At 65.6% G+C, this 24,969-nt stretch carries 23 protein-coding genes; 9 read left to right on the top strand and 14 right to left on the bottom strand.

The features are described from left to right. The first annotated feature begins 10 nt into the window (after positions 1-10). From ABX298_RS08470 to ABX298_RS08460, 3 genes are all read left to right on the top strand, one after another. Positions 11-286: a polyhydroxyalkanoic acid system family protein gene (locus ABX298_RS08470; RefSeq protein WP_015272091.1), complete on the top strand. Its 276-nt coding sequence runs from the start codon at positions 11-13 to the stop codon at positions 284-286. 125 nt (positions 287-411) lie between these two features. Further along, complete coding sequence (locus ABX298_RS08465; protein WP_023663112.1) at positions 412-831, top strand: phasin family protein; 420 nt, start codon at positions 412-414, stop codon at positions 829-831. Between the two features lie 10 nt (positions 832-841). Further along, on the top strand, positions 842-1,600 hold the full coding sequence (locus ABX298_RS08460; RefSeq protein ID WP_367394296.1) for a phasin family protein: 759 nt from the start codon (positions 842-844) through the stop codon (positions 1,598-1,600). Between the two features lie 130 nt (positions 1,601-1,730). Here ABX298_RS08460 and ABX298_RS08455 read toward each other — a convergent pair whose 3' ends face one another. The 14 genes from ABX298_RS08455 to gshB all read right to left on the bottom strand — a co-directional run bounded on the left by ABX298_RS08455 (position 1,731) and on the right by gshB (position 15,759). Beyond that, positions 1,731-2,345 carry a TetR/AcrR family transcriptional regulator gene (locus tag ABX298_RS08455; RefSeq protein WP_367394295.1) on the bottom strand — a complete coding sequence of 205 codons (615 nt, stop codon included), beginning with the start codon at positions 2,343-2,345 and terminating at the stop codon, positions 1,731-1,733. Between the two features lie 13 nt (positions 2,346-2,358). Next, on the bottom strand, positions 2,359-4,041 hold the full coding sequence (gene phaC, locus ABX298_RS08450) for a class II poly(R)-hydroxyalkanoic acid synthase (RefSeq protein WP_075046595.1): 1,683 nt from the start codon (positions 4,039-4,041) through the stop codon (positions 2,359-2,361). 168 nt (positions 4,042-4,209) lie between these two features. Then, positions 4,210-5,061: a poly(3-hydroxyalkanoate) depolymerase gene (gene phaZ / locus ABX298_RS08445; protein WP_075046593.1), complete on the bottom strand. Its 852-nt coding sequence runs from the start codon at positions 5,059-5,061 to the stop codon at positions 4,210-4,212. Positions 5,062-5,124: 63 nt separating this feature from the next. After that, positions 5,125-6,804 carry a class II poly(R)-hydroxyalkanoic acid synthase gene (phaC, locus tag ABX298_RS08440; RefSeq protein ID WP_025340910.1) on the bottom strand — a complete coding sequence of 560 codons (1,680 nt, stop codon included), beginning with the start codon at positions 6,802-6,804 and terminating at the stop codon, positions 5,125-5,127. A gap of 268 nt (positions 6,805-7,072) precedes the next feature. Beyond that, positions 7,073-7,450: a gamma-butyrobetaine hydroxylase-like domain-containing protein gene (locus tag ABX298_RS08435; RefSeq protein ID WP_003249306.1), complete on the bottom strand. Its 378-nt coding sequence runs from the start codon at positions 7,448-7,450 to the stop codon at positions 7,073-7,075. Positions 7,451-7,613: 163 nt separating this feature from the next. Further along, positions 7,614-8,957, bottom strand: a complete 1,344-nt coding sequence (gene hslU / locus ABX298_RS08430) for an ATP-dependent protease ATPase subunit HslU (protein WP_015272084.1) — start codon at positions 8,955-8,957, stop codon at positions 7,614-7,616. Between the two features lie 76 nt (positions 8,958-9,033). Continuing rightward, positions 9,034-9,564, bottom strand: coding sequence for an ATP-dependent protease subunit HslV (hslV, locus tag ABX298_RS08425; protein WP_003249309.1), 531 nt, complete (start codon positions 9,562-9,564; stop codon positions 9,034-9,036). A 213-nt stretch (positions 9,565-9,777) separates the two neighbouring features. Continuing rightward, positions 9,778-11,049, bottom strand: a complete 1,272-nt coding sequence (locus ABX298_RS08420; protein ID WP_075046592.1) for a dihydroorotase — start codon at positions 11,047-11,049, stop codon at positions 9,778-9,780. Continuing rightward, a complete protein-coding gene (locus ABX298_RS08415; RefSeq protein ID WP_003257774.1) occupies positions 11,046-12,050 on the bottom strand; it encodes an aspartate carbamoyltransferase catalytic subunit in 1,005 nt (334 codons plus the stop codon). The genes ABX298_RS08420 and ABX298_RS08415 overlap by 4 nt, the downstream gene beginning before the upstream one ends. Positions 12,051-12,062: 12 nt before the next feature. Beyond that, on the bottom strand, positions 12,063-12,581 hold the full coding sequence (pyrR, locus tag ABX298_RS08410; protein WP_025340908.1) for a bifunctional pyr operon transcriptional regulator/uracil phosphoribosyltransferase PyrR: 519 nt from the start codon (positions 12,579-12,581) through the stop codon (positions 12,063-12,065). 49 nt (positions 12,582-12,630) lie between these two features. After that, positions 12,631-13,068, bottom strand: coding sequence for a Holliday junction resolvase RuvX (gene ruvX / locus ABX298_RS08405; RefSeq protein WP_013974530.1), 438 nt, complete (start codon positions 13,066-13,068; stop codon positions 12,631-12,633). Beyond that, positions 13,068-13,637, bottom strand: a complete 570-nt coding sequence (locus ABX298_RS08400) for a YqgE/AlgH family protein (RefSeq protein WP_367394294.1) — start codon at positions 13,635-13,637, stop codon at positions 13,068-13,070. The genes ruvX and ABX298_RS08400 overlap by 1 nt, the downstream gene beginning before the upstream one ends. 171 nt (positions 13,638-13,808) lie before the next feature. After that, complete coding sequence (locus ABX298_RS08395; protein ID WP_075046591.1) at positions 13,809-14,714, bottom strand: energy transducer TonB; 906 nt, start codon at positions 14,712-14,714, stop codon at positions 13,809-13,811. Positions 14,715-14,805: 91 nt separating this feature from the next. Continuing rightward, positions 14,806-15,759 (bottom strand): glutathione synthase, encoded by a 954-nt coding sequence (gene gshB / locus ABX298_RS08390; RefSeq protein WP_046613437.1) that lies wholly within the window; start codon positions 15,757-15,759, stop codon positions 14,806-14,808. A 239-nt stretch (positions 15,760-15,998) separates the two neighbouring features. Here gshB and ABX298_RS08385 point away from each other — a divergent pair, with 239 nt between their 5' ends. Genes ABX298_RS08385 through ABX298_RS08360 form a run of 6 tightly spaced genes read left to right on the top strand, consistent with a single transcriptional unit; the run spans position 15,999 to position 24,897 of the window. Next, complete coding sequence (locus tag ABX298_RS08385; protein ID WP_003257770.1) at positions 15,999-16,400, top strand: PleD family two-component system response regulator; 402 nt, start codon at positions 15,999-16,001, stop codon at positions 16,398-16,400. Positions 16,401-16,447: 47 nt separating this feature from the next. Further along, the gene (pilH, locus tag ABX298_RS08380; RefSeq protein ID WP_025340906.1) at positions 16,448-16,813 is read left to right on the top strand and encodes a twitching motility response regulator PilH; all 366 of its coding nucleotides are present in this window, start codon (positions 16,448-16,450) and stop codon (positions 16,811-16,813) included. After that, entirely contained in the window at positions 16,810-17,364 is a 555-nt protein-coding gene (locus tag ABX298_RS08375) for a chemotaxis protein CheW (RefSeq protein ID WP_025340905.1), read from the top strand. The genes pilH and ABX298_RS08375 overlap by 4 nt, the downstream gene beginning before the upstream one ends. 41 nt (positions 17,365-17,405) lie before the next feature. Further along, positions 17,406-19,430, top strand: coding sequence for a methyl-accepting chemotaxis protein (locus ABX298_RS08370; RefSeq protein WP_238067653.1), 2,025 nt, complete (start codon positions 17,406-17,408; stop codon positions 19,428-19,430). A gap of 48 nt (positions 19,431-19,478) precedes the next feature. Continuing rightward, positions 19,479-24,431 carry an Hpt domain-containing protein gene (locus tag ABX298_RS08365; RefSeq protein ID WP_367394293.1) on the top strand — a complete coding sequence of 1,651 codons (4,953 nt, stop codon included), beginning with the start codon at positions 19,479-19,481 and terminating at the stop codon, positions 24,429-24,431. After that, positions 24,424-24,897 carry a chemotaxis protein CheW gene (locus tag ABX298_RS08360; RefSeq protein WP_025340902.1) on the top strand — a complete coding sequence of 158 codons (474 nt, stop codon included), beginning with the start codon at positions 24,424-24,426 and terminating at the stop codon, positions 24,895-24,897. Before ABX298_RS08365 ends, ABX298_RS08360 begins: the two co-directional genes overlap by 8 nt. Positions 24,898-24,969: the final 72 nt, after the last annotated feature.

The following is a 24,969-nucleotide window of genomic DNA, read 5'->3' as shown; positions in this document are numbered from 1 at the left end:
GAACACCCGCATGACCCAGATCAGCGTCGAACGCAAACATTCCCTCGGCCGTGATGCCGCCCGTGCCAAGGCTGAAGCGCTGGTCGACAAACTGACCCGCGAATACGACCTCAAGGCCACCTGGAACGGTGACCGGGTCGACGTGGCGCGCAGCGGTGCCAACGGCAGCGTGCACATCTTCGATGACCGCATCCGCGTCGAATTGAAGCTGGGGATGATGCTGTCGATGATGAGCGGCACCATCAAGGGCGAGATCGAGCGGGCGCTGGACAAAGCCCTGGCCTGACACCCCTTCCCGGGGCCATGCTCGTTCACCTTAGGGTGAAGATTCTAATTTCCCTCTCTACCTTGTGCTCAAGCCCAACCTCCATGGGCGGTTCCTCCTCCACTCATGAGCATGAGGTACAGAGCATGGCCAAAGTGACTGTGAAGAAAAAGGACGACGCCCCGGGTACGCTGGGCGAGGTGCGCGGCTACGCGCGCAAGATCTGGCTGGCGGGCATCGGCGCCTATGCGCGCGTGGGCCAGGAAGGCTCCGACTACTTCAATGAGCTGGTCAAGGCCGGCGAAGGCGTCGAGAAGCGTGGCAAGAAGCGCATCGACAAGGAGCTCGATGCTGCCAACAACCAGATCGACGAAGCGACCCAGGAAGTCAGTCGCGTACGCGGCAAGGTCGAGGTTCAACTGGACAAGATCGAAAAAGCTTTCGACGCGCGGGTAGGTCGCGCCTTGAATCGCCTTGGCATTCCGTCTAAACATGACGTTGAGGCGTTGTCCATCAAGCTTGAACAGCTTCACGAGCTGCTCGAGCGCGTCGCGCACAAACCATAAGGAGAGCAGGATGGCTGGCAAGAAGAATTCCGAGAAAGAAGGCAGCTCCTGGGTCGGCGGGATCGAGAAGTACTCCCGCAAGATCTGGCTGGCGGGGCTTGGTATCTATTCGAAGATCGACCAGGACGGCCCGAAGCTGTTCGACTCGCTGGTGAAGGATGGCGAGAAGGCCGAGAAGCAGGCGAAGAAGACCGCAGAAGATGTTGCTGAAACTGCCAAGTCGTCGACCACTTCGCGTGTGTCGGGCGTGAAGGACCGTGCGCTGGGCAAGTGGAGCGAACTCGAAGAGGCCTTCGACAAGCGCCTGAACAGTGCCATCTCGCGCCTTGGCGTGCCGAGCCGCAACGAGATCAAGGCCCTGCACCAGCAGGTGGACAGCCTGACCAAGCAGATCGAGAAACTCACCGGCGCTTCGGTTACCCCGATTTCGTCGCGCACTGCAGCCAAACCGGCTGCGAGCAAGGCGGCGGCCAAGCCACTGGCCAAGACGGCAGCGGCCAAGCCTGCGGCAAAAACCGCGGCAGCCAAGCCGGCAGCCAAGGCCGCAGCGGCTAAACCTGCTGCGAAGACTGCGGCGGCCAAGCCTGCGGCGAAACCGGCAGCGGCCAAACCAGCCGTGGCGAAGAAGCCTGCTGTGAAGAAAGCACCGGCCAAGCCGGCAGCTCCAGCGGCCAGCGCCGCTCCGGCCGCTAGCGCAGCTCCGGCGCCCACTGCGGCTCCGGCCAGCAACCCGCCTTCGGCACAGACAGGCACCGGTACCCTGATCTGATACCGCGTCGCCTTCTTCGCGGGTAAACCCGCTCCCACAGGTACTGCGCCGCTTGTAAGCTCTGCACCGTACCTGTGGGAGCGGGTTCACCCGCGAATGCGTCGACTGCTGCAATACATCCCAGTCAGGCTTACCCCTCCAGATACCGCACCGCCAACTGCTCCGCCGCCCCCCGCGCCTGGGCCTGCAGATGCGGCGCCACCAGCATCATCACCTGGTACACCACAATCCCCACATCCCCCTCGCGCCCCAGTACCCGCTGATAATCCAGCGAGAACATCAGTGTAAGGGTGATCTGCTCCACCAGTTGCCCCAGCGCCTGGGTCTCGCTCTCTACCAACCCTTGGCCCTTGAGGCTGGCCAGCAACGCCGCCAGCGTGCGCTTGAGCGCGTTGATCAGGTTGCGAATGCCGCGGGCCAGTTTGGGCAGGCGTCCGGTCAGGTTCGACAGGTCCTGGAACAGGAAGCGGTACTGCGCCATGCGTTCGACGATCAGGTGCAGGAACAGCCAGTAATCTTCGGCGTCAAGGCGTACCTCCAGCGGCGGGTCGAGCAAGGGCATCAGCGCTTCTTCAAAGCGCTCGAACAGCCCCAGCACCAACGGCTCCTTGCCGTGGAAGTGGTAGTAGAGGTTGCCAGGGCTGATGCCCAGTTCGTTGGCAATTTCCAGGGTGGATACGTTCGGCTCGCCCTGCTGGTTGAACAGCTGCAGGGCACATTCGAGGATACGGTCGCGAGTCTTCATCCAGTCGGCATGCTCATCGGGTCAGCACGTAGGTGCCCGGCGCGGGGCCCAGCGGTGGGTAGGTGGCATTGCCCAGTTCGCTGCGCGGTGCCTTGAGCGGGCCGGAGCGCGGGGTGATCCACTCCAGCCACAACGGCCACCAGCTGCCTTCGCTGCGCTTGGCATCGTGGAACCAGGCGCGGGGGTCGCTGGACAGCTTGGGGTTGGCCAGGTAGTAGGCCTTGGGGTTGCCGGGCGGGTTGATGATGCTCTGGATATGCCCGCTGTTGGCCAGCACGAAGCGTCGGTCGCCACCCAGCAGCAAGGCCGAGCGGTACACCGCATCCCACGGGGTGATGTGGTCGTTGCTGCCGGCCACGGTGAAACTGTCCAGCTCGACCTTCTGCAGGTCGATGGGTGTGCCACATACCTCCAGGCCGGCGGGGTGGGTCAGCGGGTTGAGCTTGAAGAAGTCCAGCAGGTCGCCATGCAGCGCGGCGGGCAGGCGCGTGCTGTCGGCGTTCCAGTACAGGATGTCGAAGGCTGGTGGTGTCTTGCCGAGCAGGTAGTTGTTGACCCAGTAGTTCCAGATCAGGTCGTTGGGCCGCATCCAGGCGAAGATCCGCGCCACCTCGGCGCCATCCAGCACGCCGCGCTGGTAGGAGCGGCGCTTGGCGGCCTCGATGGTCTGCTCGTCGGCGAACAGGCTGGCGGGGCTTTCGAACTTGCTGTCCAGCAGGCTGACCAGGTAGGTGGCGCTGCGCACCCGGCGCAGCTGGTGCTTGGCCTGCAGGTGGCCCTGCAGTGCGGCCATGGTCAGGCCGCCGGCGCAGGCGCCCATCAGGTTGGGGTCGCGGTTGCCGCTGATGCTGCGGCAAGCGTTGAGCGCTTCTTCCAGGGCCTGAACGTAGCTGGACAGGCCCCATTCGCGGTGGCGCGGGTCGGGGTTGCGCCAGCTGACCATGAACACCTGCAGGCCATTCTTGAGCATGTACTGGACGAAGCTGTTGGTCGAGCTGAGGTCGAAGATGTAGAACTTGTTGATCTGTGGCGGCACCACCAGCAGTGGCCGGGCGTGCTGCTTTTCGCTCATCGGCTTGTACTGGATCAGTTCCAGCAGCTCGTTGCGGAACACCACGGCGCCGGCGGTTGCGGCCAGGTTGCCGCCCACTTCGAAGGCGCGCTCGTCGACCTGGCGTGGCAGGCCGTCATTGTGGCGCAGGTCATCGAGCAGGTGGGCCACACCGCGCACCAGGCTCTGGCCACCGCTGTTGAACAACTCCTTGACCGCCAGCGGGTTGAGCAGCGAGTTGCTTGGCGCCAGGGCATCGTTGATCAGGTTGAACAGAAAGTGCGCACGGGCCCGGTCATCGTCGTCCAGGTGGCTTTCCTCGATCCACAGGCGGGTCTGCTTCTGCCAGGCCAGGTAGGCTTGCAGGCCGCGCCGGTAGAACGGGTTCTGGCTCCATGTCGGGTCGCTGAAGCGCGGATCGCGCGGGTTCGGCTGAAGCGGTGTGTCACCCAGTATCACCCGGCCCAGTTGGCCACCCAGGGCCAACAGGTGATGTGCGGTGTGCAGCGGGTGACGCAGGCTTTGGCGGCTGACATTGCGCAGCGTGGAAATCAGGTCACGACCGCGCAGGCCGAGGATGGCGTTCTGCACGTTCATGCTGGTGGCGGGAAGCGTTGGCGTTCCTTTGGCCGGTTTGTCTTTCATGGCAACACTCCCTCGTCCTGACCTGGTGCCTCATGACTAAACATATTCACTGATTTAGCAGGGTCTCTGTGGGAGCGGGTTCACCCGCGAACACCGGCGAAGCCGGTGCCATACACCGAGTTGGATTCTTCGCGGGTAAACCCGCTCCCACAGGGCCCCAAATCGCCTTCACACACCCGAAGCCGGGCGAGGGTGCATGACGGCGCGCTGTCGTTCTTGCTGAAGGAACTTCATGATGATCGGGGCGACGGCCTCGGCCCGGGTGATCAGGAACAAATGACCGTCGTCGATAATGTGTAGCTGGGCATTGGGAATCCGCCAGGCCAGCAGGCGCATGTTGATCAGCGGGATCAGCGGGTCGTCGTCGCCGGCCAGCACCAGGGTCGGTTGCTGGATCTTGTGCAGCCAGTGGATGCTGGTCCAGCCGAGCCCGGCGAACAGCTGCCAGTAGTAGCCCATCTTGCCGCCGGAGCGCACCTTGGCGGCGTGCTGCATGGCCAGTTCGGGGTCACGCCGGAAGCCGCCGCCATAGATCGTCGGCGCAATGCGGATGACATGCGACGGCTGCACGTAACGCCGTGGGCTGGCCATCATCCACAACACCTTGGGCTTGCCTGGCACCATCACCGCACCGGCTGCGGTGGCGGCCAGCACCAGTTTCTTGCAGCGTTCGGGGTAATCGTGGGCGAACTGCTGGGCCAGGGCGCCGCCCCAGGACACACCGATGGCATTGACCTGGCCGTAGTCGAGGTAGTCGAGCATGCGTGCCGTCAGCTTGGCCAACCCGGGGAAGCGGTATGGGTGGCGCGGTGTGGACGAGCCGCCGACCCCGGGTACGTCAAAGGCAATGACTTCCAGGTCCGGGTCCAGTGCCTCGATGAACGGAAACACCAGCTCCAGGTTGGCACCGATGCCGTTGAAGATCAGCAGCGGCGTCAGGTGCGGCTTGCCCGGGCGGACGGCGGTGCGGATGGACTGGTTATCCAGCTCGACGGTCCTGAAGATGTAGGGTTGCGGCATGCGCGTGACTCATGGGGTGAAATGAACACCGTGGCGCCCCGCAGGGGGCCACGGCGCTGCAGCTCAACGCTCGTGAACGTAGGTGCCCGGGGATGCCTCGCCAGCGGCATAGGCACGGTTGCCCAGGCGGGTCGGCGCCTTTTTCAGCTCGCCGGCACGTTCGCCCAGCCAGCTTTGCCAGTGCAGCCACCAGGAGTCGGCATGCTTGGTGGCGTTTTCCTGCCAGGCCACCGGGTCACCTGGGCGATCGGCACCGGTCATGAAGCGCGCCTTGGGGTTGCCTGGCGGGTTGAGGATGCTCTGGATGTGGCCGCTGTTGGACAGCACGAACTCGATCTTGCCGCCGAACAGGTGCGCCGAGCGGTAGCACGACTGCCACGGGGTGATGTGGTCGTTGGTGCCAGCAAGGCTGTAGATGTCGCATTTGACCTGTTTCAGATCGATCGGGGTGCCGCACACTTCCAGGGCATCCGGGCGGGTCAGCGGGTTGCTCTTGAACATTTCGATCAGGTCGCCGTGGAAGGCGGCCGGCAGACGCGTGGTGTCGTTGTTCCAGAACAGGATGTCGAACACCGGCGGCTCGTTGCCGAGCAGGTAGTTGTTGACCCAGTAGTTCCAGATCAGGTCGTTGGGGCGCATCCAGGCGAACACCTTGGCCATCTCGCTGCCTTCGAGCACGCCGGCCTGGTAGGAGTGGCGCTTGGCGGCCTCCAAAGTCTGCTCGTCGACAAACAGGGCGACCTGGTTGTCCATGGTGGTGTCCAGCACGCTGACCAGCAGGGTCAGGGCATTGACCTTGTTTTCGCCGAGGGCGGCATAGTGGCCGACCAATGCCGTGCAGGTGATGCCGCCGGAGCAGGCACCGAGCATGTTCAGGTCCTTGCTGCCGGTAATCGCCAGCACCGCGTCGACTGCCTCCTTGAGCGCGTCGATGTAGGTGGACAGGCCCCATTCACGCTGGGCTTTGGTCGGGTTGCGCCAACTGATGATGAAGGTCTGCTGCTGCGAGCGCAGGCAGTAGCGCGCCAGGCTCTTTTCCGGGCTCAGGTCGAATACATAGAACTTGTTGATCTGCGGCGGCACCACCAGCAGCGGGCGGGCATGCACCTGCTCGGTGATGGGGCTGTACTGGATCAGCTCCAGCACATCGTTGCGGTACACCACGGCGCCTTCACTGGTGCCCAGGTTCTTGCCCACCTCGAAAGCGTCCATGTTCACCTGGCTGGGCATGCCACCGTTGTTGACCAGGTCCTTGGCCAGGTTGGACAGGCCATCGAGCAGGCTCTTGCCGCCGGTTTCGAAGAAGCGTTTGACCGCTGCCGGGTTGGACAGGGTGTTGGTCGGAGCCATGGCTTCGGTCATCAGGTTGATGACGAACTGGCCGCGGCTGATGTCCTGGGGCGACAGGTCGCTGTTGCCGATCCAGTCCTGCAGCTCCTTGCGCCAGGCCAGGTAGGTTTGCAGGTAGCGGCGGTAAAGTGGGTTGTTGCTCCATGCCGGGTCATTGAAGCGACGGTCGTCGCTTTCCGGGGCAAGGCTGGACTTGCCCAGCAGCACGTTCTTCAGCTCCAGGCCAAAGTGGGCCACATGCTTGGCGCTGTGCAGCGGTTGGCGCACGGCCTGGCGCAGCACGGTGCGTGCCGAGCTCAACAGGTCTTTGCGGCGGATACCGATGACCGGGTTCAGCCCCAGGGTGTTTTCCGAGGCCTGCCGCTGCAGCTCATCGTTGTTCTTGTTACTCATCTACGACGCTCCGTTGTCCTGAGACGAGTACCGGTTGCTGTGGCGGGTGCACAGTTCTGAGCCCGGTACTGCTACTCGGGTGACCAGTGATAAGGAACAGCGGTGCTGCGAGGGTTCTGACTACCTGCAATTTGATACAGGGAACTTGCCACCCCCATTGGTTACCCGACTTTCATGTAATGCGCAAGACAGCCCGTCACTGGGCTGTCTGTAAGTCATTCAAACAGATGATTTTAGAAAATGCGCTCTAAATCCTGCAGGCCTTGCGCTAGAGCATGAGTTTGACCACCGACTCGGCGGGGTCGCGGGATTTCCCGGCCTTGTGCAGTTCGTCGAGGTACTCGGCCCACAGCTGTTCCTGGCGCAGGCACAGCTGCTCGAGATATTCCCAGGTGAACAGGCCGCTGTCATGGCCGTCGTCGAAGGTCAGTTTCAGTGCGTATTGCCCGGCAGGTTCCAGGCCGCTGAGGCCGACGTTGATCTTGCCGAACTGGAGGATGGGGTTACCGTGGCCCTGGACCTCGGCGGAGGGGGAGTGCACGCGCAGGAATTCGGCGGGCAGGTGGTAGACCTCGCCGGGGGCGTAGGTCAGGCTGAGGGTTTTCGAAGCTTTGTGCAGGTTGATGGCGGTGGGCAGGCGGGCCATGGGCGGAATCTCTCGGGAGCTGATGAAGCAAGCTTCCAGCTTATGATGGAGGGATTCAAGGGCCTCTTCGCGGGCGCGCCCGCTCCCACAGGATCACCACATGCTTTGGGTCTGTGGTGATCCTGTGGGAGCGGGCGTGCCCGCGAAGCTGTCGACGCCGGTTTTACAGGATGTAACGCGACAGGTCTTCGTTCTGCGCCAGCTCACCCAGGTGGCTGTTCACATACGCCGCGTCGATCTGGATCGGCGCTTCGTCATGGGTGCTGGCCAGGTCGCCAGCGCTGAACGACACCTCTTCGAGCAAACGCTCGAGCAGGGTGTGCAGGCGGCGGGCACCGATGTTCTCGGTCTTCTCGTTGACCTGGTAGGCAATCTCGGCCAGGCGCTTGATACCGTCGGCGAGGAACTCGATGTTCAGGCCTTCGGTCTTGAGCAGGGCCTGGTACTGTTCGGTCAGCGACGCGTGCGGCTCCTGCAGGATGCGCTCGAAGTCTTCCGGGGTCAGGGCCTTGAGCTCCACGCGGATCGGCAGGCGGCCTTGCAGTTCGGGCACCAGGTCGCTCGGCTTGCTCAGGTGGAACGCACCCGAGGCAATGAACAGGATGTGGTCGGTCTTGACCATGCCCAGCTTGGTGTTGACGGTGCAGCCTTCGATCAGCGGCAGCAGGTCGCGCTGCACGCCTTCACGGGACACGTCGGCGCCGCCAACGTTGCCGCGCTTGGCAACCTTGTCGATTTCGTCGATGAACACGATGCCGTGCTGCTCGACAGCTTCCAGGGCCTTGGCCTTGAGCTCTTCCTCGTTGACCAGGCGGCTCGCTTCTTCATCGCGAACCATCTTCAGCGCCTCTTTAACCTTCAGCTTGCGCGCCTTGCGCTTGCCTTTGCCCATGTTGGCGAACAGGCTCTGCAGCTGGTTGGTCATTTCTTCCATGCCGGGCGGCGCGGCAATTTCGACGCCCACGGCATCGGCCACTTCGATCTCGATTTCCTTGTCGTCCAGCTGGCCTTCGCGCAGGCGCTTGCGGAACAGCTGGCGGGTGTTGGAATCGGTGCTGGTCTGCGCGGCTTCCTCGGCGAAGCTGCTGACCCGCGCCTGCGGCAGCAGGGCGTCGAGGATGCGGTCTTCGGCGGCGTCTTCGGCGCGGTGGCGCACGCGGATGATCTCTTGCTCACGCAGCATCTTCAGCGCGGCATCGGCCAGGTCACGGATGATCGACTCGACGTCGCGGCCCACGTAGCCCACTTCGGTGAACTTGGTGGCTTCGACCTTGAGGAACGGCGCGTTGGCCAGCTTGGCCAGGCGGCGGGCGATTTCGGTCTTGCCGACGCCGGTAGGGCCGATCATCAGGATGTTCTTCGGGGTCACTTCGGCGCGCAGCTCGGCGGGAAGCTGCATGCGCCGCCAGCGGTTGCGCAGGGCGATGGCCACGGCGCGCTTGGCGTCGTCCTGGCCGATGATGTGGCGGTTGAGTTCGTGGACGATCTCGCGGGGGGTCATGGACATGATGAAAATGGTCCTCGGGCGGAATGAATCAGCGTGGAAAAACCCCATCACCGGGATGAGGCGCCAGAACAGCTGATCAGTCGGCCAGGTCCTGCTCCTCGATGGTCAGGTTGTGGTTGGTGAACACGCAGATGTCGCCGGCGATGTTCAGGGCGGTCTCGGCGATTTCACGGGCCGAGAGGTCGGTCTTGTTCAGCAGGGCGCGGGCTGCGGCCTGGGCGTAGGCGCCGCCGGAACCCATGGCGATCAGGCCGTCTTCGGGTTCGACCACGTCGCCGTTGCCGGTGATGATCAGGGAGGCGTCCTTGTTGGCCACGGCCAGCATGGCCTCCAGGCGGCTCAGGGAGCGGTCGGTACGCCATTCCTTGGCCAGCTCCACGGCAGCGCGGACCAGGTGGCCCTGATGTTTCTCGAGCTGGCCTTCAAAGCGCTCGAACAGGGTGAACGCATCGGCGGTGGCGCCGGCGAAGCCCGCGATGACCTGGCCGTGGTACAGGCGGCGCACCTTCTTGGCGTTGCCTTTCATCACGGTGTTGCCGAGGGATACCTGGCCGTCGCCGCCCATGACGACTTTGCCGTTACGGCGGACAGAAACGATGGTGGTCAAGGGGAGAGTCTCCACGCAGCGGGGCGAAAGTGCCTGATGCAGACTCATATGGGGGTGGGGGGAAGGATTTCAACCGTGGGGGATGAATGGTAGGTGTTCCCTTGCACAGGCCTCATCGCCGGCAAGCCAGCTCCCACAGGGATATCACAGGCCTTGAGGGCAGTGATTTCCTGTGGGAGCTGGCTTGCCGGCGATGAGGCCTGTGAGGGTTACTCAGGCCTCGTGGCAGACATGCCCATCGACCAAGGTATAACGCACCGCACCCGGCAGGCAGTGGCCGATGAACGGGCAGTTCTCGCCGCGCGAGAACCACTGCTCGCCGGCCACGGTCGAGGCTTGCGGGTCGAACAGCACCAGGTCGGCCGCGCCACCCACTTTCAGCTCGCCGGCCGGCAGGCGCAGGGCCGCCGCGGGGCCGCTGCTCAGGCGGGCCAGCAAGGTTGGCAGGTCGAGCAGGCCGTCCTGCACCAGGGTCATGGCCAGCGGCAGCAGCAGCTCGACGCTGCTGATGCCCGGCTCGGTGGCGCCGAACGGAGCCAGCTTGGCGTCGCGCTCGTGCGGCTGGTGGTGGCTGGAAATCGCCTGGATCACCCCCGACTTCACCGCCTCGCGCAGGCCGTCGCGGTCAGCGGCGGTGCGCAGCGGCGGCTGCACGTGGTACAGGCTGGAGAACTCGCGCAGCGATTCGTCGGTGAGGATCAGCTGGTACAGCGCCACATCGGCGGTCACCGGCAGGCCCAGGGCCTGGGCTTGGGCGATCAGCCGCGCGCCACGGGCGCTGGTGATCTGGGTGAAGTGCGCACGCACGCCGGTCTGTTCCACCAGCAGCAGGTTGCGCGCCAGGGCCACGGTCTCGGCGGTTTCCGGAATGCCCGGCAGGCCGAGGAAGCTGGCCATGGCGCCTTCGTGGGCCAGGCCACCCTGGGCCAGGTCGCGGTCCTGGGAGTGGAACACCACGGTCAGGTCGAAGGTGGCGGCGTATTCCAGGGCGCGGGCCAGGGTACGGTTGTTGGGGATTTCCTTCAGGCCATTGCCGAAAGCCACGCAGCCGGTGTCGCGCAGGGCCACCAGCTCGGCCAGTTGCTCGCCTTCCAGGCCCTTGGTCAGGGCGCCGATCGGGTAGACCTTGCTGTTGGCGGCCTCGCGGGCGCGGTCGAGGATCAGTTCGGCCACGGCCGAGGTGTCAAGCACCGGCTTGGTCTGCGGCGGGCAGCACAGGCTGGTGACACCGCCGGCGACGGCGGCGCGGGTTTCACTGGCGATGTTGCCTTTGCGGCTGTAGCCCGGCTCGCGCAGGGACACGCCGAGGTCGACCAGGCCGGGTGCGGCGACCAGGCCATCAGCCTGGATCGTGCGGCTGGCGCTGAAGCCGGCCGGGGCTGCACCGATGGCGGCAATACGGCCGCCGTCCAGGTGCAGGTCGGTGACCTGGTCCAGGCCGCTGTTGGGGTCGATGACCCGGGCGCCGAGAATACTGATGGTCACTGGGCGTTCTCCTGGTCGAATTGACGTTGCGCGTTCTGCCCGCTCATGGCCATGGACAGCACGGCCATGCGCACGGCGATGCCGTAGGTGACCTGGTTGAGGATCACCGAGTGCTTGCCGTCGGCCACCGCCGACTCGATTTCCACGCCGCGGTTGATCGGGCCCGGGTGCATGACGATGGCGTCGGGCTTGGCCCCGGCCAGGCGCGCGGTGGTCAGGCCGAACAGGCGGTAGAACTCGCCTTCGCTGGGCAGCAGGCCACCGGCCATGCGTTCACGCTGCAGGCGCAGCATGATCACCACGTCGACGTCCTTCAGGCCTTCGGCGAGGTCGGTGTACACCTTCACGCCGTACTGCTCGATACCGATCGGGATCAGGGTTTTCGGGCCGATCACGCGGATGTCCGGGCAGCCCAGCGCTTTCAGCGCCAGCATGTCGGAGCGGGCCACGCGCGAGTGCAGGATGTCGCCGACGATGGCCACCGACAGGTTCTCGAAGCTGCCCTTGTGGCGGCGGATGGTGAGCATGTCGAGCATGCCCTGGGTCGGGTGCGCATGGCGGCCGTCACCACCGTTGATCACGGCAACTTCCGGGCACACGTGCTCGGCGATGAAGTGCGCGGCCCCGGAGTCGGAGTGGCGCACCACGAACATGTCGGCGGCCATGGCTTCGAGGTTGCGCAGGGTGTCGAACAGGGTCTCGCCCTTGCTGGTCGAGGAGGTCGACACGTTCAGGCTGATCACGTCGGCCGACAGGCGCTGGGCCGCCAGTTCGAAGGTGGTACGGGTACGGGTGGAGTTCTCGAAGAACACGTTGCACACGGTCTTGCCGCGCAGCAACGGGACTTTCTTCACGGCCCGGGCACCGACTTCCAGGAAGGAGTCGGCGGTGTCGAGGATCTCGGTGAGCAGTTCGCGGGGCAAACCGTCGAGCGAGAGGAAGTGGCGCAGCTGGCCCTGATCATTGAGCTGCAGCGGGCGCTTGGCGTCGATTGGCGTCATCGCGGGGGACTCTTAAAGGGCGGAAGCGGAGGCGAGGTCCTGGCGCTCGAGGGCGAGCGGTGCGGGTCCGGTCAATTTTACCCGTTCATGGGCGGCCAGCGACAGGGTGGCGCCGAGTACATTCGGGCGGATTGGCAGTTCGCCGGCATCCAGGTCCAGCAGGCAGACCAGGGTGACGCTGGCCGGGCGGCCATAATCGAACAGTTCGTTGAGCGCGGCGCGCACCGTGCGACCGCTCATCAGCACGTCATCCACCAGCACCAGGTGCTGGCCCTCGACCTCGAACGGCAGCTCGGACGGGCGCACTTGCGGGTGCAGGCCGTTCTGGCTGAAGTCGTCGCGATAGAACGACACGTCCAGAGTGCCCATGGGGCTGGTGTCGCCCATGGCTTCCTGCAGGGCCTGGGCAACCCAGACGCCGCCGGTGCGGATGCCGATGTAGCGCGGTTCGGTAATTGCCCGGCGGGCCAGGTGGGCGCGAAGGTCGACGGCCATCTGCCGAATCAGTTCGGCTGGATCGGGTAGGCTCATTGCAGGCTCCTCGGAAGGGTGCGCCGGGCGGGCCCGGCGGCAAAGATGATCAGGTATTGGCCTCCAGCCAGCCTTGCAGCAAGAGGGCGGCGGCGATGGCATCGACCGGGTTGTCGCGGTAGCTGCCGCGCTGGCCGCCACGGGCCATGCGCTCGCCCTTGGCCTCGAAGGTGGTCAGGCGTTCGTCGTGGGTGTGCACGGGCAGGTTGAAGCGGCCGTTCAGGCGGCGGGCGAACTTTTCTGCGCGGGCGCTCATTTCGCTGGGGGTGCCGTCCATGTTCAGCGGCAGGCCGACGACGATGGCGTCGGGCTTCCATTCGGCAATCAGCTTTTCCACCTGGGCCCAGTCCGGCACGCCGTTCTGTGCCTTCAGGGTGCAAAGCTCGCGGGCCTGGCCGGTAACCACCTGGCCGACGGCTACGCCGATCTGTTTGCTGCCGTAGTCGAAGCCCAGCAGCAGACGCAGTTCAGGGTGCAGTTCGGCCATCAGGCGTGGCCCGCCTGGCTGGTCAGCAGGTTCAGGTTGATCCCCAGGCTGGCAGCGGCGGCTTCCAGGCGCAGGTCGCTGGTCAGGCCGAAGATGATTTCCGGGTCGAACGGGCAGTTGAGCCAGGCGTTGTCGGCAAGCTCCGCTTCCAGTTGGCCCGCTTCCCAGCCGGCATAGCCCAGGGTGATCAGGCTCTGTTTCGGGCCTACCCCGGCGGCGATGGCAAGCAATATATCCTGCGAGGTGGTCAGCGACAGCCCTTCCAGCGCCACGGTGGCCTGGAAACTGCATTCGCTGCTGTGCAGCACGAAGCCACGGTCGGTCTGTACCGGGCCACCTTGGTAGATCGGCACCTGCAAGGTGCTGGCCGGTGGCATTTCGTCCGGGCGCAGCTGCTCGAGGATGTCGGCCAGGTTCAGCTCCTGCGGCCGGTTGACCACCAGGCCCATGGCGCCATGGGCGTTGTGCTCGACGATGTACGTGAGGGTCTGGGCGAAGTTCGGATCGGCCATGTGCGGCATGGCGATCAGGTACTGATGCTTGAGGTAGCTCGGCGTGAGGGTTTTCATGGGGGATAGTGTGGCGCCAGGTGGCGAGGCTGACAAGGTGCGTAACGAGGCTTGCGCGTTCCCTGTGGGAGCGGGTTTACCCGCGAATGCGCCAGATCAGGCAATGATGTCGCTTAGTCGGACGCTTTCGCGGGTAAACCCGCTCCCACAGGGACCGCGTAATGCCGCAGGTCAGTTACTGGACAAACGGTCCCCACGGGCAAAGCGCCAGGTGCGGATGATCTCCAGCCGGTCAAACTCGGCCAGGTCCCCGGTAAACGGCGCAAACGGCGCCGCCAGCCGCACGATGCGCTGCGCCGCCTGGTCCAGCACCGGTTGCCCGGACGACTCCAGTACCAGCACCTCGTACAGCGAGCCATCGCGGTTGATCGACACCATCATGCGCAGGTTGCCGTAGATTTGTTGCCGGCGCGCTTCGTCGGGGTAGTTCAGGTTGCCCACCCGCTCGACCTTCTTGCGCCACTCTTCCTTGTACCAGGCACCCTTGTCGCGCATGGTCGAGGCGGCATTGAGCCGGTGGATGCGCGGGCGCTTGGCGTACATCTGCTGTTCGTTGGACAGCTCCGCCTCCAGGCTGGCGATCTGGCTGGACAACTGCGAGCTGTCGAAGTCCGGTGCCGGGGCTGCCGGCTTGGGCTGCGGCTTGCTTTCCCTGGGCTTGGGCTCGACCTTCTGTGGCTTGGGCGCCGTGGTCACTACCGCCGACTTCTGCGGGGCAGGGGGCGGTACCACCTCGGGCTTGGCGGCGGGTGGCGGGGTGATCTTGTTGATCTTGCTGTCCTGGAACGGGGCCAGTTCGGTGGTCTTGGGCACCGCTTTCTTGTCCAGGGTGCCGCTGCCCTGCTGGTTGTCCTGGGCCTGGAAATCGGCCTTCTCCGGCGGTTTCTCGCTCTTGAAGGTGGCCAGGGTGATGTCCATGGTGTGGCGGATTTCGGCAGGCTTGACCACGCTGAAGCCGACGCCGAGGATCAGCGCCAGGTGCACAAGGGCAGCCAGGAACAGGGTAAAGCCGAGCCGGTCCACCGGGCGAACACGGGGGGGCAGCAGGTCGGCGGGGATGTCAGCGGGCAGCGTCATCAGGTTTCCAGCAACCGCAGGGCGGGGTAGCAGGCCAGGCCAAAAGGACCCGCATCATACCCCACTCTGGGTTGTTGCCGTGCGTCGGCGGTCAGCGCGCCTTCAGCTGGCGATCAATGGCATCCATCAATTTTCCGCCGATATCGGTGTTGTAGGCGGCATCGATCTCGCGGATGCAGGTGGGGCTGGTGACGTTGATTTCGGTGAGGTAGTCGCCGATCACGTCCAGGCCCACGAACATCAGGCCCTTCTCGCGTAGGGTCGGGCCGACCTGGGCGGCGATCCAGCGGTCGCGGTCGGTCAGCGGGCGTGCTTCGCCACGGCCACCGGCGGCCAGGTTGCCACGGGTCTCGCCGCTGGCCGGGATGCGCGCCAGGCAGTAGTCCACCGGCTCGCCGTCGATCATCAGGATGCGCTTGTCGCCGTCGACGATCTGCGGCAGGTATTCCTGCGCCATGATTTGCTGGTTGCCGTGCTGGGTCAGGGTTTCCAGGATCACCGACAGGTTCGGGTCGTCCTTGCGGTGGCGGAACACCGAGGCGCCGCCCATGCCGTCCAGCGGCTTGAGGATCACGTCACCACGGCTGTTGGCGAACTCGCGCAGGATGTCGACACGGCGGCTGACCAGGGTCGGCGCCATGCACTGCGGGAACTGGGTGGCGAACAGTTTTTCGTTGCAGTCGCGCAGGCTCTGCGGGCGGTTGACCACCAGCACGCCTTCGCGCTCGGCCTGCTCCAGCAGGTAGGTGCTGTAGACGAACTCCATGTCGAAGGGCGGGTCCTTGCGCATCAGGATCACGTCCAGCTCGGCCAGCGCGCTGTCCTGCTCGTCGCCCAGCTCGAACCAGCGGGCCGGGTCGGCGAACACTTTCAGCGGGCGCATCTGCGCACGCGCCTGGCCGGCGCCCAGGTACATATCGCGCTGTTCCATGTAGAACAGGCTCCAGCCGCGTGCCTGGGCGGCCAGCAGCATGGCCAGCGAGCTGTCCTTCTTGTAGGAGATGGACGCGATGGGGTCCATGACAATGCCGAGGCGAACGCTCATGGGGTGGTTCCTCTTGGCGGCGCGTGGCCGCGATGGATCGAAAGAAAAGTGGCTCAGGGTGGCGCCGTGAACGCCGCCGGTCAAGGGGCGCCGCAGATGGAACGGCCACCCGGAGTGTGCTAAAAATGCCAGTCATAGCGCTGAATGACAGGCCCATGGGGGCTGCTGCGCAGCCCTTATCGCGACGCAAGGCCGCTCCCACAACGGCCCCAGGATTTCGGCAAATGGTAGCCCAACAGATGGAACAACCCCTGAAGGTGATGGTGATCGACGATTCGCGCACGATCCGCCGCACCGCGCAGATGTTGCTCGGTGAAGCGGGCTGCGAGGTGATCACCGCCAGCGATGGCTTCGATGCCCTGGCCAAGATCGTCGACCACCAGCCCAGCATCATCTTCGTCGATGTGTTGATGCCGCGCCTGGACGGCTACCAGACCTGCGCGGTGATCAAGCACAACAGTGCCTTCAAGGACACCCCGGTCATTCTGCTGTCGTCACGTGACGGCCTGTTCGACAAGGCCCGCGGCCGGGTGGTCGGCTCCGACCAGTTCCTGACCAAACCGTTCAGCAAGGAAGAACTGCTCGACGCGATCCGCGCCCACGTGCCCGGTTTTGCCGCAGCCCAACAACACGCACCCTGACCGCGCCCCGCCATGGCACGGTCTTTCTTTCCTGATGGGGAACCAGCATGGCCCGAGTTCTGATTGTCGACGACTCGCCGACAGAGATGTACCGATTGACCGAATGGCTGGAAAAGCACGGCTACCAGGTGCTCAAGGCCAACAACGGTGCCGATGGCGTGGCCCTGGCACGGCAGGACAAGCCCGACGCGGTGCTGATGGACATCGTCATGCCCGGCATGAACGGCTTCCAGGCCACCCGCCAGCTCAGCAAGGACCCGGAAACCAGCGCCATCCCGGTGATCGTGGTCACCACCAAGGACCAGGAAACCGACCGTATCTGGGCCACGCGCCAGGGCGCTCGTGACTTCCTGACCAAACCGGTGGAAGAGGACGCGCTGATCGCCAAGCTCAAAGAAGTGCTGGGGGCTTGACCACCCGCCCGCAGGGCGCGTCGCTGACCGCCTTCGAGTTGTTGCTGGACATCGACCGGCGCTGCCGCCTGCTGGTCGCCGACCAGCCGCCACAGGACAACCGCCTGCAACAGTGGAGCGGTATCGGCTTTCGTATTGCCGGGCAATGGTTCGTCGCGCCCATGGGCGAGGTGGCCGAGGTGCTGCGCGAACCGCGCAGCAGCCGCGTCCCCGGTGTGCAGCCGTGGGTGTGCGGGGTAGCCAACCTGCGCGGCCGGCTGTTGCCGGTGATGGACCTGAGCAGCTTCTTCGGCCTGGGCCACGCCGCCCCGGGCAAGCAGCGGCGGGTGCTGGTGCTGGACCACGAGGACCTGTTCGTCGGCCTGCTGGTGGACGAGGTGCTGGGCCTGCAGCACTTTGCCCTGGACAGCCTGCAACTGTCGCCACCACAGCCGCTGATCCGCGCCGCTGCACGTTTCGTGCAGGGGCACTTCCCGCGTGAACGCAACTGGGCGATCTTCAGCCCCTTCGCCCTGGCCCAGGCGCCGGGCTTTCTCGATGTGGCGTTATAGGACCTGCGAACGTGAACAAGCCTGCCACCCCCGTCACCACCGTGACCCCACGTACCCGCAGCATCGCGCAGATCACCGTGCTGTTCCTGATCCTGATCCTGTCGATCATCCTGCTGTTCGCCAACTTTGCCTACCTGAACACCCAGTCCAACTACGACAAGCAGTACATCGGCCACGCCGGCGAACTGCGGGTGCTGTCGCAGCGCATCGCCAAGAACGCCACCGAAGCCGCCACCGGCAAGGCCCTGGCCTTCAAGCTGCTGTCGGACGCGCGCAACGATTTCGAACGGCGCTGGGGCTACCTGCGTGAAGGTGACAAGTCCACCGGCCTGCCACCCGCGCCGCCCATGGTGCGTGACGAGATGGAAGCGGTACGCCGCGACTGGGAAAACCTGCGCAAGAACACCGATACCATCCTGGCAAGCGAGCAGACCGTGCTGTCGCTGCACCAGGTGGCGGCGACCCTGGCCGAGACCGTGCCGCAGTTGCAGGTGGAATACGAGAAAGTGGTCGAGATCCTGCTGCAGAGCGGCGCCCCGGCCAGCCAGGTGGCGGTGGCCCAGCGCCAGTTGCTGCTGGCCGAACGCATCCTCGGCTCGGTCAACACTGTGCTGGCCGGTGACGACACCGCGGCCCAGGCGGCGGATGCCTTTGGCCGTGATGCCGGGCGCTTCGGCCAGGTGCTGGAGGGCATGCTCAGTGGCAGCGCGGCGATCCAGGTGACCCGTGTCGAGGACGCCGACGCCCGTGCGCGCCTGGCTGAAATTGCCGAGCTGTTCCAGTTCGTTGCCGGCTCGGTGGATGAAATCCTCGAAACCTCGCCAGAACTGTTCCGCGTGCGCGAGGCTGCCGGCAACATCTTCAGCCTGTCGCAGACCCTGCTCGACGAGGCCTCGCACCTGGCCAACGGTTTCGAGAACCTGGCCGGCGGGCGCACCCTCGACACTGTCGGCGGCTATGTCCTGGGCCTGCTGGCGCTGGCTTCGATCATCCTCATCGGCCTGGTCATGGTGCGCACCACCAACCGACAGCTGCGCGAGACGGCGGAAAAGAACGAACGCAACCAGCAGGCGATCATGCGCCTGCTCGACGAAATCGAAGAGCTGGCTGACGGTGACCTGACCGTGACCGTATCGGTGACCGAAGACTTCACCGGCGCCATTGCCGATTCGATCAACTATTCCGTGGACCAATTGCGCGACCTGGTTGCCACCATCAACCACAGCGCCGTGCAGGTCGCTGCCGCCGTACAGGACACACAGAACACCGCACGCCAGCTGGCCAAGGCCTCTGAACACCAGGCCGAGCAGATCAGCGAGGCATCCGAGGCGGTCGGCGACATGGTCGAGTCGATCGACCGGGTTTCGGCGCATGCCTACGAGTCGGCCAAGGTTGCCGAGCGCTCGGTCGCGATCGCCAACAAGGGCAACGAGGTAGTGCACAACACCATCAACGGCATGGACAACATTCGCGAGCAGATCCAGGACACCGCCAAACGGATCAAGCGCCTCGGTGAGTCTTCCCAGGAAATCGGCGATATCGTCAGCCTGATCGACGACATTGCCGACCAGACCAACATCCTCGCCCTCAACGCGGCGATTCAGGCCTCGCTTGCCGGCGAGGCCGGCCGTGGGTTCGCCGTGGTCGCCGACGAAGTGCAGCGCCTGGCCGAGCGCTCGTCGTCGGCCACCCGGCAGATCGAGGCGCTGGTGCGCACCATCCAGGCCGACACCAACGAGGCGGTGATCTCCATGGAGCAGACCACCGCCGAGGTGGTGCGCGGTGCCCGCCTGGCCCAGGATGCCGGGGTGGCGCTGGCCGAGATCGAAGGCGTCTCGCAGAACCTCGCCGACCTTATCCACAGCATCTCCGATGCCGCCCAGCTGCAGACTTCGTCTGCCGGGCAGATCTCCCACACCATGGCAGTCATCCAGCAGATTACCGCGCAGACCTCCGCCGGCTCCGGCGCCACCGCCGACAGCATCCGCCACCTGGCACGCATGGCCAGCGAGATGCGCCGTTCGGTGTCCGGGTTCACCCTGCCGCCACCAGCAGAGCCCAAGTGAAGAGCCCTACTGATGAGCTCTACTGAAAAGCCGCGCCGAGGAGTGCCCATGGCTGTAGCAGCTGTAAGCCCCGATCGCCACGACACAGTGGCGCTGGCCTGGACCAAGGCCGCCATCCTCGACTGCCTGGGCCAGGCGCGCCAGGCGCTGGAGCGCTTTGCCGGCGAGCCTGGCGACCTGTCGATGCTGGCATTCGTGGTCGACAACCTGCACCAGGTGCACGGCTGCCTGCGCATGCTCGAACTGCGCGGCGCCACGCGCCTGGCTGAAGAACTGGAGCTGTTCGCCAGGGCCCTGGCCGATGGCCAGGTCAGCCCCCGCGGTGATTGCCTGGGCGCGTTGTTCCGCGGCCTGGAGCAATTGCCGTCGTATCTGGAGCGCCTGCGCGGCGCCCGCCACGACCTGCCACTGGTGATGCTGCCGCTGCTCAACCAGCTGCGTGCCTGCCGTGGCGAGGAGCCGTTGGCCCAGGCCAGCCTGATCAGCGGCGCCACCCAACGCTTTGCCGGTGCCGACGACCTGGCCAACCTTGACCTGTCGCTGGGCAACTGGCGCGAGCAGTTGCAGGCCGGGCCGGGCCGCGATGCCCTGCGCTCGGTGGTGACCGCGCTGTGCGACGACCTGATGCGCATCAAGGAGCGCCTGGACCAGTTCGTGCGTGGCGACCGCCAGCACAGCGAGCAGCTCGATGCCCTGCTGGCACCGCTGCGCCACGTGGCCGACACCCTGGCGGTGCTGGGCTTCCAGCAGCCACGCCGGGTGATCATCGACCAGGTGCTGGCGTTGCAGGCCCTGGCCCAGGGCGAGCGGGCGGTGGACGACGCGGTGTTGATGGATGTAGCGGGGGCCCTGCTGTACGTGGAGGCCACACTCAATGGCATGGTCGGCCCGCTGGAGGAAAACGGCCAGGGCGGCCTGCCGGGCTCGGACCTGGCCGAAATCCGCCAGCTGGTGTTGAACGAGTCGCTGAACGTGCTGCAGCAGGCCAAGGACCTGATCGGCGATTGCCTGGAGTCAGGCTGGCCGCGGCAACGCCTGCAACCCTTGCCAGGGCTGTTGCAGCAGATTCGCGGTGCGCTGGCGATGTTGATGCTGCCGGCCGTGGCCGAGCTGTTTGCCGGTTGCGCCAGCTATGTACAGCGCTGGCTGCAGCACCTGGAAGTGGAGCCGCCTGCCGATGAGCTGACCCACCTGGCCGAAGCCCTGAGCGCCGCCGAATGCTACCTGCAATGGCGGGTGGCGGACCCATTGGCGGATGGCCAACCCTTCATCGACATGGCGCGCGCCAGCCTGGCGACGTTGGGTGTGCACTGCTCGCTGGTCGAGGCCACCGCAGGTCACGATGGCAGCGCTGATGGCATCGATGACGAGTTGCGTGAAGTGTTTCTCGACGAGGCTGGTGAGCTGCTGCCGGAAATCGAGCGCCACTGGCTGCGCTGGCGTGCCGACAACCAGCAGCGCGAGGCACTGGGAGAAGTGCGCCGCGCCTTGCATACGCTCAAGGGCAGCGGCCGCATGGTGCATGCCGAGGCGGTGGCCGAGCTGGCCTGGGGCGCCGAGCACCTGCTGAACCGGGTACTCGAGGGCCGCAGCTTGCTCAGCCCGGAAGGCGTGGTGGCCCTGCAGCAGGCATTCGTCTACCTGCCCGACCTGCTGGCCGACTTTGCCGCCGGCCAGCTGCCACAACTGACGGAAATCGAGCAGCTGGCCGGGCACCTGCATGCCCTGGCCGAAAACGATGCCCCGGTGGCGGCCGACATCGACGGCCTCGACCCGCAATTGCTCGATATCTTCCGCAGCGAGGCGCAGGGCCACCTGGCCAGCCTGGATGCTTTCCTGCAAGGCGCCGACGGCCACGATACGCAGGTCAGCGATGGCCTGCAGCGCGCCCTGCATACGCTCAAGGGCAGTGCCGCCATGGCCGGGGTGATGCCGGTCGCCGAACTGGCCACCGCCTTCGACCGCCTGGCTCGTGAATACAAGAGCCACCAACTGCCCCTGCAAATGGCCGAGATCGAATGGCTGGAAGCTGCTCGCTCGCTGTTCCACCTGGGCCTGGCGCAACTCGACAGCACGCCGCTGGCGGCCATCCCCGGTGCCGCGGAGCTGATCGAGCAGGTCGGCCAGGCGGTGGACGCGCACCTGGCCAGCTTGCATGACGACCCGCAGCATGCGCGGCGCAGCAAGCGCGACCCGCAGTTGATCGCCAGTTTCCTGGCCCAGGCCATGGATATCCTGCTGGATGCCGAGTCGTTGCTGTCGCGCTGGCAGGAACAGCCCGGCCAGCGCGATGCACTGGACACCCTGCTCGACGAACTGACCACCCTGGGCCACGCCGCACACTTGGCCGACCTGTGGCAGATGGATGACGTGTGCGAGGCCTTGCTCGACCTGTACGGCGCCGTGGAGGAGGGCAGCCTGCCCGCCGATGCGCGCTTCTTCGCCCACGTGCAGCGGGCCCATGAAGCCCTGCTGGACATGCTCGACGAAGTGGCGGCCGGGCAGGACATCCCGCCAAGGCCGGAGCTGGTCGACAGCCTGCGCCACCTGCTGGGCCAGGCCCTGGCACCGGAGGCTACCGGCCTGGTGGGCATCGACACGGTCACGCCGCTGCACCCGGACATGGACCTGGCTGATACCCTTGGCCTGGGGCCGGCGCACCACCCTTTGCTGCCGGCTGTGGCCGAGCCGCTGGTCGAAGAGCCGGAAAGCCCAGGCGAAGAGCTGCTGGAAGTCTTCCTCGAAGAAAGCTCGGACATCGTCGAGAGTGCCGCCGCAGCTTTGGCGCGCTGGCAGGCCGACCCGCGCAACAGTGTGGAGGTGGACAACTTGATGCGCGACCTGCACACCCTCAAGGGTGTGGCGCGCATGGTCGAAATTGCGCCGATCGGCGATCTGGCCCACGAACTGGAGTTCCTCTACGAGCTGCTGGCCGCTGGCCGTATGCCGCCGAGCGCGCCACTGTTCGCGTTGCTGCAGAACTGCCATGACCGCCTGGCGCACATGCTTGATGCCGTGCGCCTGGGGCAGCCGTTGCATGCCGCCACTGCGCTGATCGACTACATCCGCAACTTCAGCTTCTCGGCCCTGGCCGACAGCGCCGCCGGCCAGGGGCCGGTCGAGGCCGCGACCAGTGAGGCGCCGGCGGCGGCGCCGGAGCGGGCGCCGGGCGACATGGTGAAGGTCGATGCCGAGCTGCTCGACGACCTGGGCAACCTGGCCGGTGAGCACTCGATCATCCGTGGGCGCATCGAGCAGCAGGTCAACGATGCGCAGTTCACCCTCAACGAGATGGAAACCACCCTCGAACGCATGCGCGACCAGTTGCTGCGCCTGGATATCGAGACCCAAGGGCGGATGTCCAGCCGGCAGCAGTTCGAAGGCGATGCCTATGACGACTTCGACCCGCTGGAAATGGACCGCCACTCGCAACTGCAGCAGCTGTCGCGGGCCCTGTTCGAGTCTGCCTCGGACTTGCTCGACCTCAAGGAAACCCTGGCACAGCGCGCCCAGGAGGCCTACAGCCTGCTGCAGCAGCAGGCGCGGGTGAACAGCCAGTTGCAGGAAGGCCTGACCGCGACCCTGATGGTGCCCTTCGAGCGCCTGGTGCCACGCTTGCAGCGCGTGGTACGGCAGGTGGCCAGCGAACTGGGCAAGCAGGTGGAGCTGGTGGTGGGCAATGCCGAGGGCGAACTGGACCGCAGCGTGCTCGAACGTATGGTGGCGCCGCTGGAGCACATGCTGCGCAACGCCGTCGACCATGGACTGGAAAGCCGCGAAATGCGCCTGGCCGCCGGCAAGCCGGAGCAGGGCACCATTCACCTGAATCTGCTGCACGAAGGCGCGGACATCGTCATCGAAATGACCGACGACGGTGCCGGCGTGCCGCTGGAGGCGGTGCGCCGCAAGGCCATCAAGCGCGGCCTGCTGGACCCGCAGGCGCAGTTGAGCGATCACGAGATCCTCCAGTTCATCCTGCGCCCGGGCTTTTCCACTGCCGAGAAGATCACCCAGATTTCCGGGCGTGGCCTGGGCATGGACGTGGTACACGAAGAGGTCAAGCAACTGGGGGGCTCGATGAGTATCGAGTCGGCCCAGGGCAAGGGGGCGCGCTTCCTGATCCGCCTGCCGTTCACCGTGTCGGTCAACCGTGCGCTGATGGTGCACCTGGGCGAAGAGCAGTACGCCATTCCGCTGAACACCATCGAGGGCATCGTCCGCGTGCCGCCGGTCGAACTGGCGGCGTGCTACCAGCTGGACGCTCCGCGTTATGTGTACGCCGGCCACGAATACGAGCTGCGCTACCTGGGTGAACTGCTACAGGGCATGCCGCGCCCGGCATTGCTCGGGCAGAGCGTGCCGCTGCCGGTGCTGCTGGTGCATTCCCAGGAGCAGTCGTTCGCCATCCAGGCCGACAGCCTGTCGCCCAGCCGCGAGATCGTGGTGAAGAGCCTGGGGCCGCAGTTTGCCGCGGTTGCCGGGTTGTCGGGGGCAACGCTGCTGGGCGATGGCCGGGTGGTACTGATTCTCGACCTGCTGGGCCAGTTGCGTGGCCAGCAGCGGCGCCTGGCGCGCCTGCCGGGTGGCGGTGCGGCCCGGCGCCAGGTGTTCGGCCCGGCGCCACGGCGGGCGTTGCTGGTAATGGTGGTGGACGATTCGGTGACCGTGCGCAAGGTCACCAGCCGCCTGCTGGAGCGCCACGGCATGAGTGTGCTGACGGCCAAGGACGGGGTTGATGCCATGGCACTGCTGGAAGAACACCGCCCCGATGTGTTGCTGCTGGACATCGAGATGCCGCGCATGGACGGCTTCGAGGTGGCCACACGCATCCGCCGTGACGAGCGCTTGAAAGACTTGCCGATCATCATGATCACCTCGCGCACCGGGCAGAAGCACCGCGACCGTGCCATGGCCATCGGCGTCAACGAATACCTGGGCAAGCCGTACCAGGAGTCGGTTCTGTTGCAGAGCATTGCCCACTGGAGCCAGACCCATGCTTGAACTGATCGCCGGCCAACGCAGCAGCCTGACCGGGCTTTTGCTGCCGTTGGGTGACCGTACCCTGGTGTTGCCCAACGTGGCGGTGGCCGAACTGAGTGGCCAGCGCAATCTGGTGTGCCAACGCGGCGAGCCGGCCTGGCACCTGGGCTGGATCGACTGGCGCCAGCAGCGCCTGCCGCTGATCGGCTTCGAAGCCGCGTGCGGTGGTGAGACACCCTGCGGCGAGCGGGCCCGCGTGGTGGTGCTCAATGCCCTGGGTGATACCGGCCTGCGTTACTTGGCGTTGTTGCTGCAGGACATACCGCGCTCGTGCAAGCTCGACAGCCAGCTGAACTACGTGGACGTGGCGCTGGGTCGCCTGGAGCTGGCGGCGGTGCAGGTGGGTGAGCAGGTGGCACGGGTGCCGGACCTGGCTGCGCTGGAACGGCTGGTGCGTGACGCGGAACTGCAACCTGAGCTTGGTTAGGATGCAGGGCACAGGGCCTCTTCGCGGGTAAACCCGCTCCCACAGGTAGGGCGCCACCCGCTGGTATCGTGG

Source organism: Pseudomonas sp. X4, from assembly GCF_040784925.1.
Taxonomy (GTDB): Bacteria; Pseudomonadota; Gammaproteobacteria; order Pseudomonadales; family Pseudomonadaceae; genus Aquipseudomonas; species Aquipseudomonas putida_Z.
This window is presented reverse-complemented; position numbering and strand designations above follow the sequence as displayed.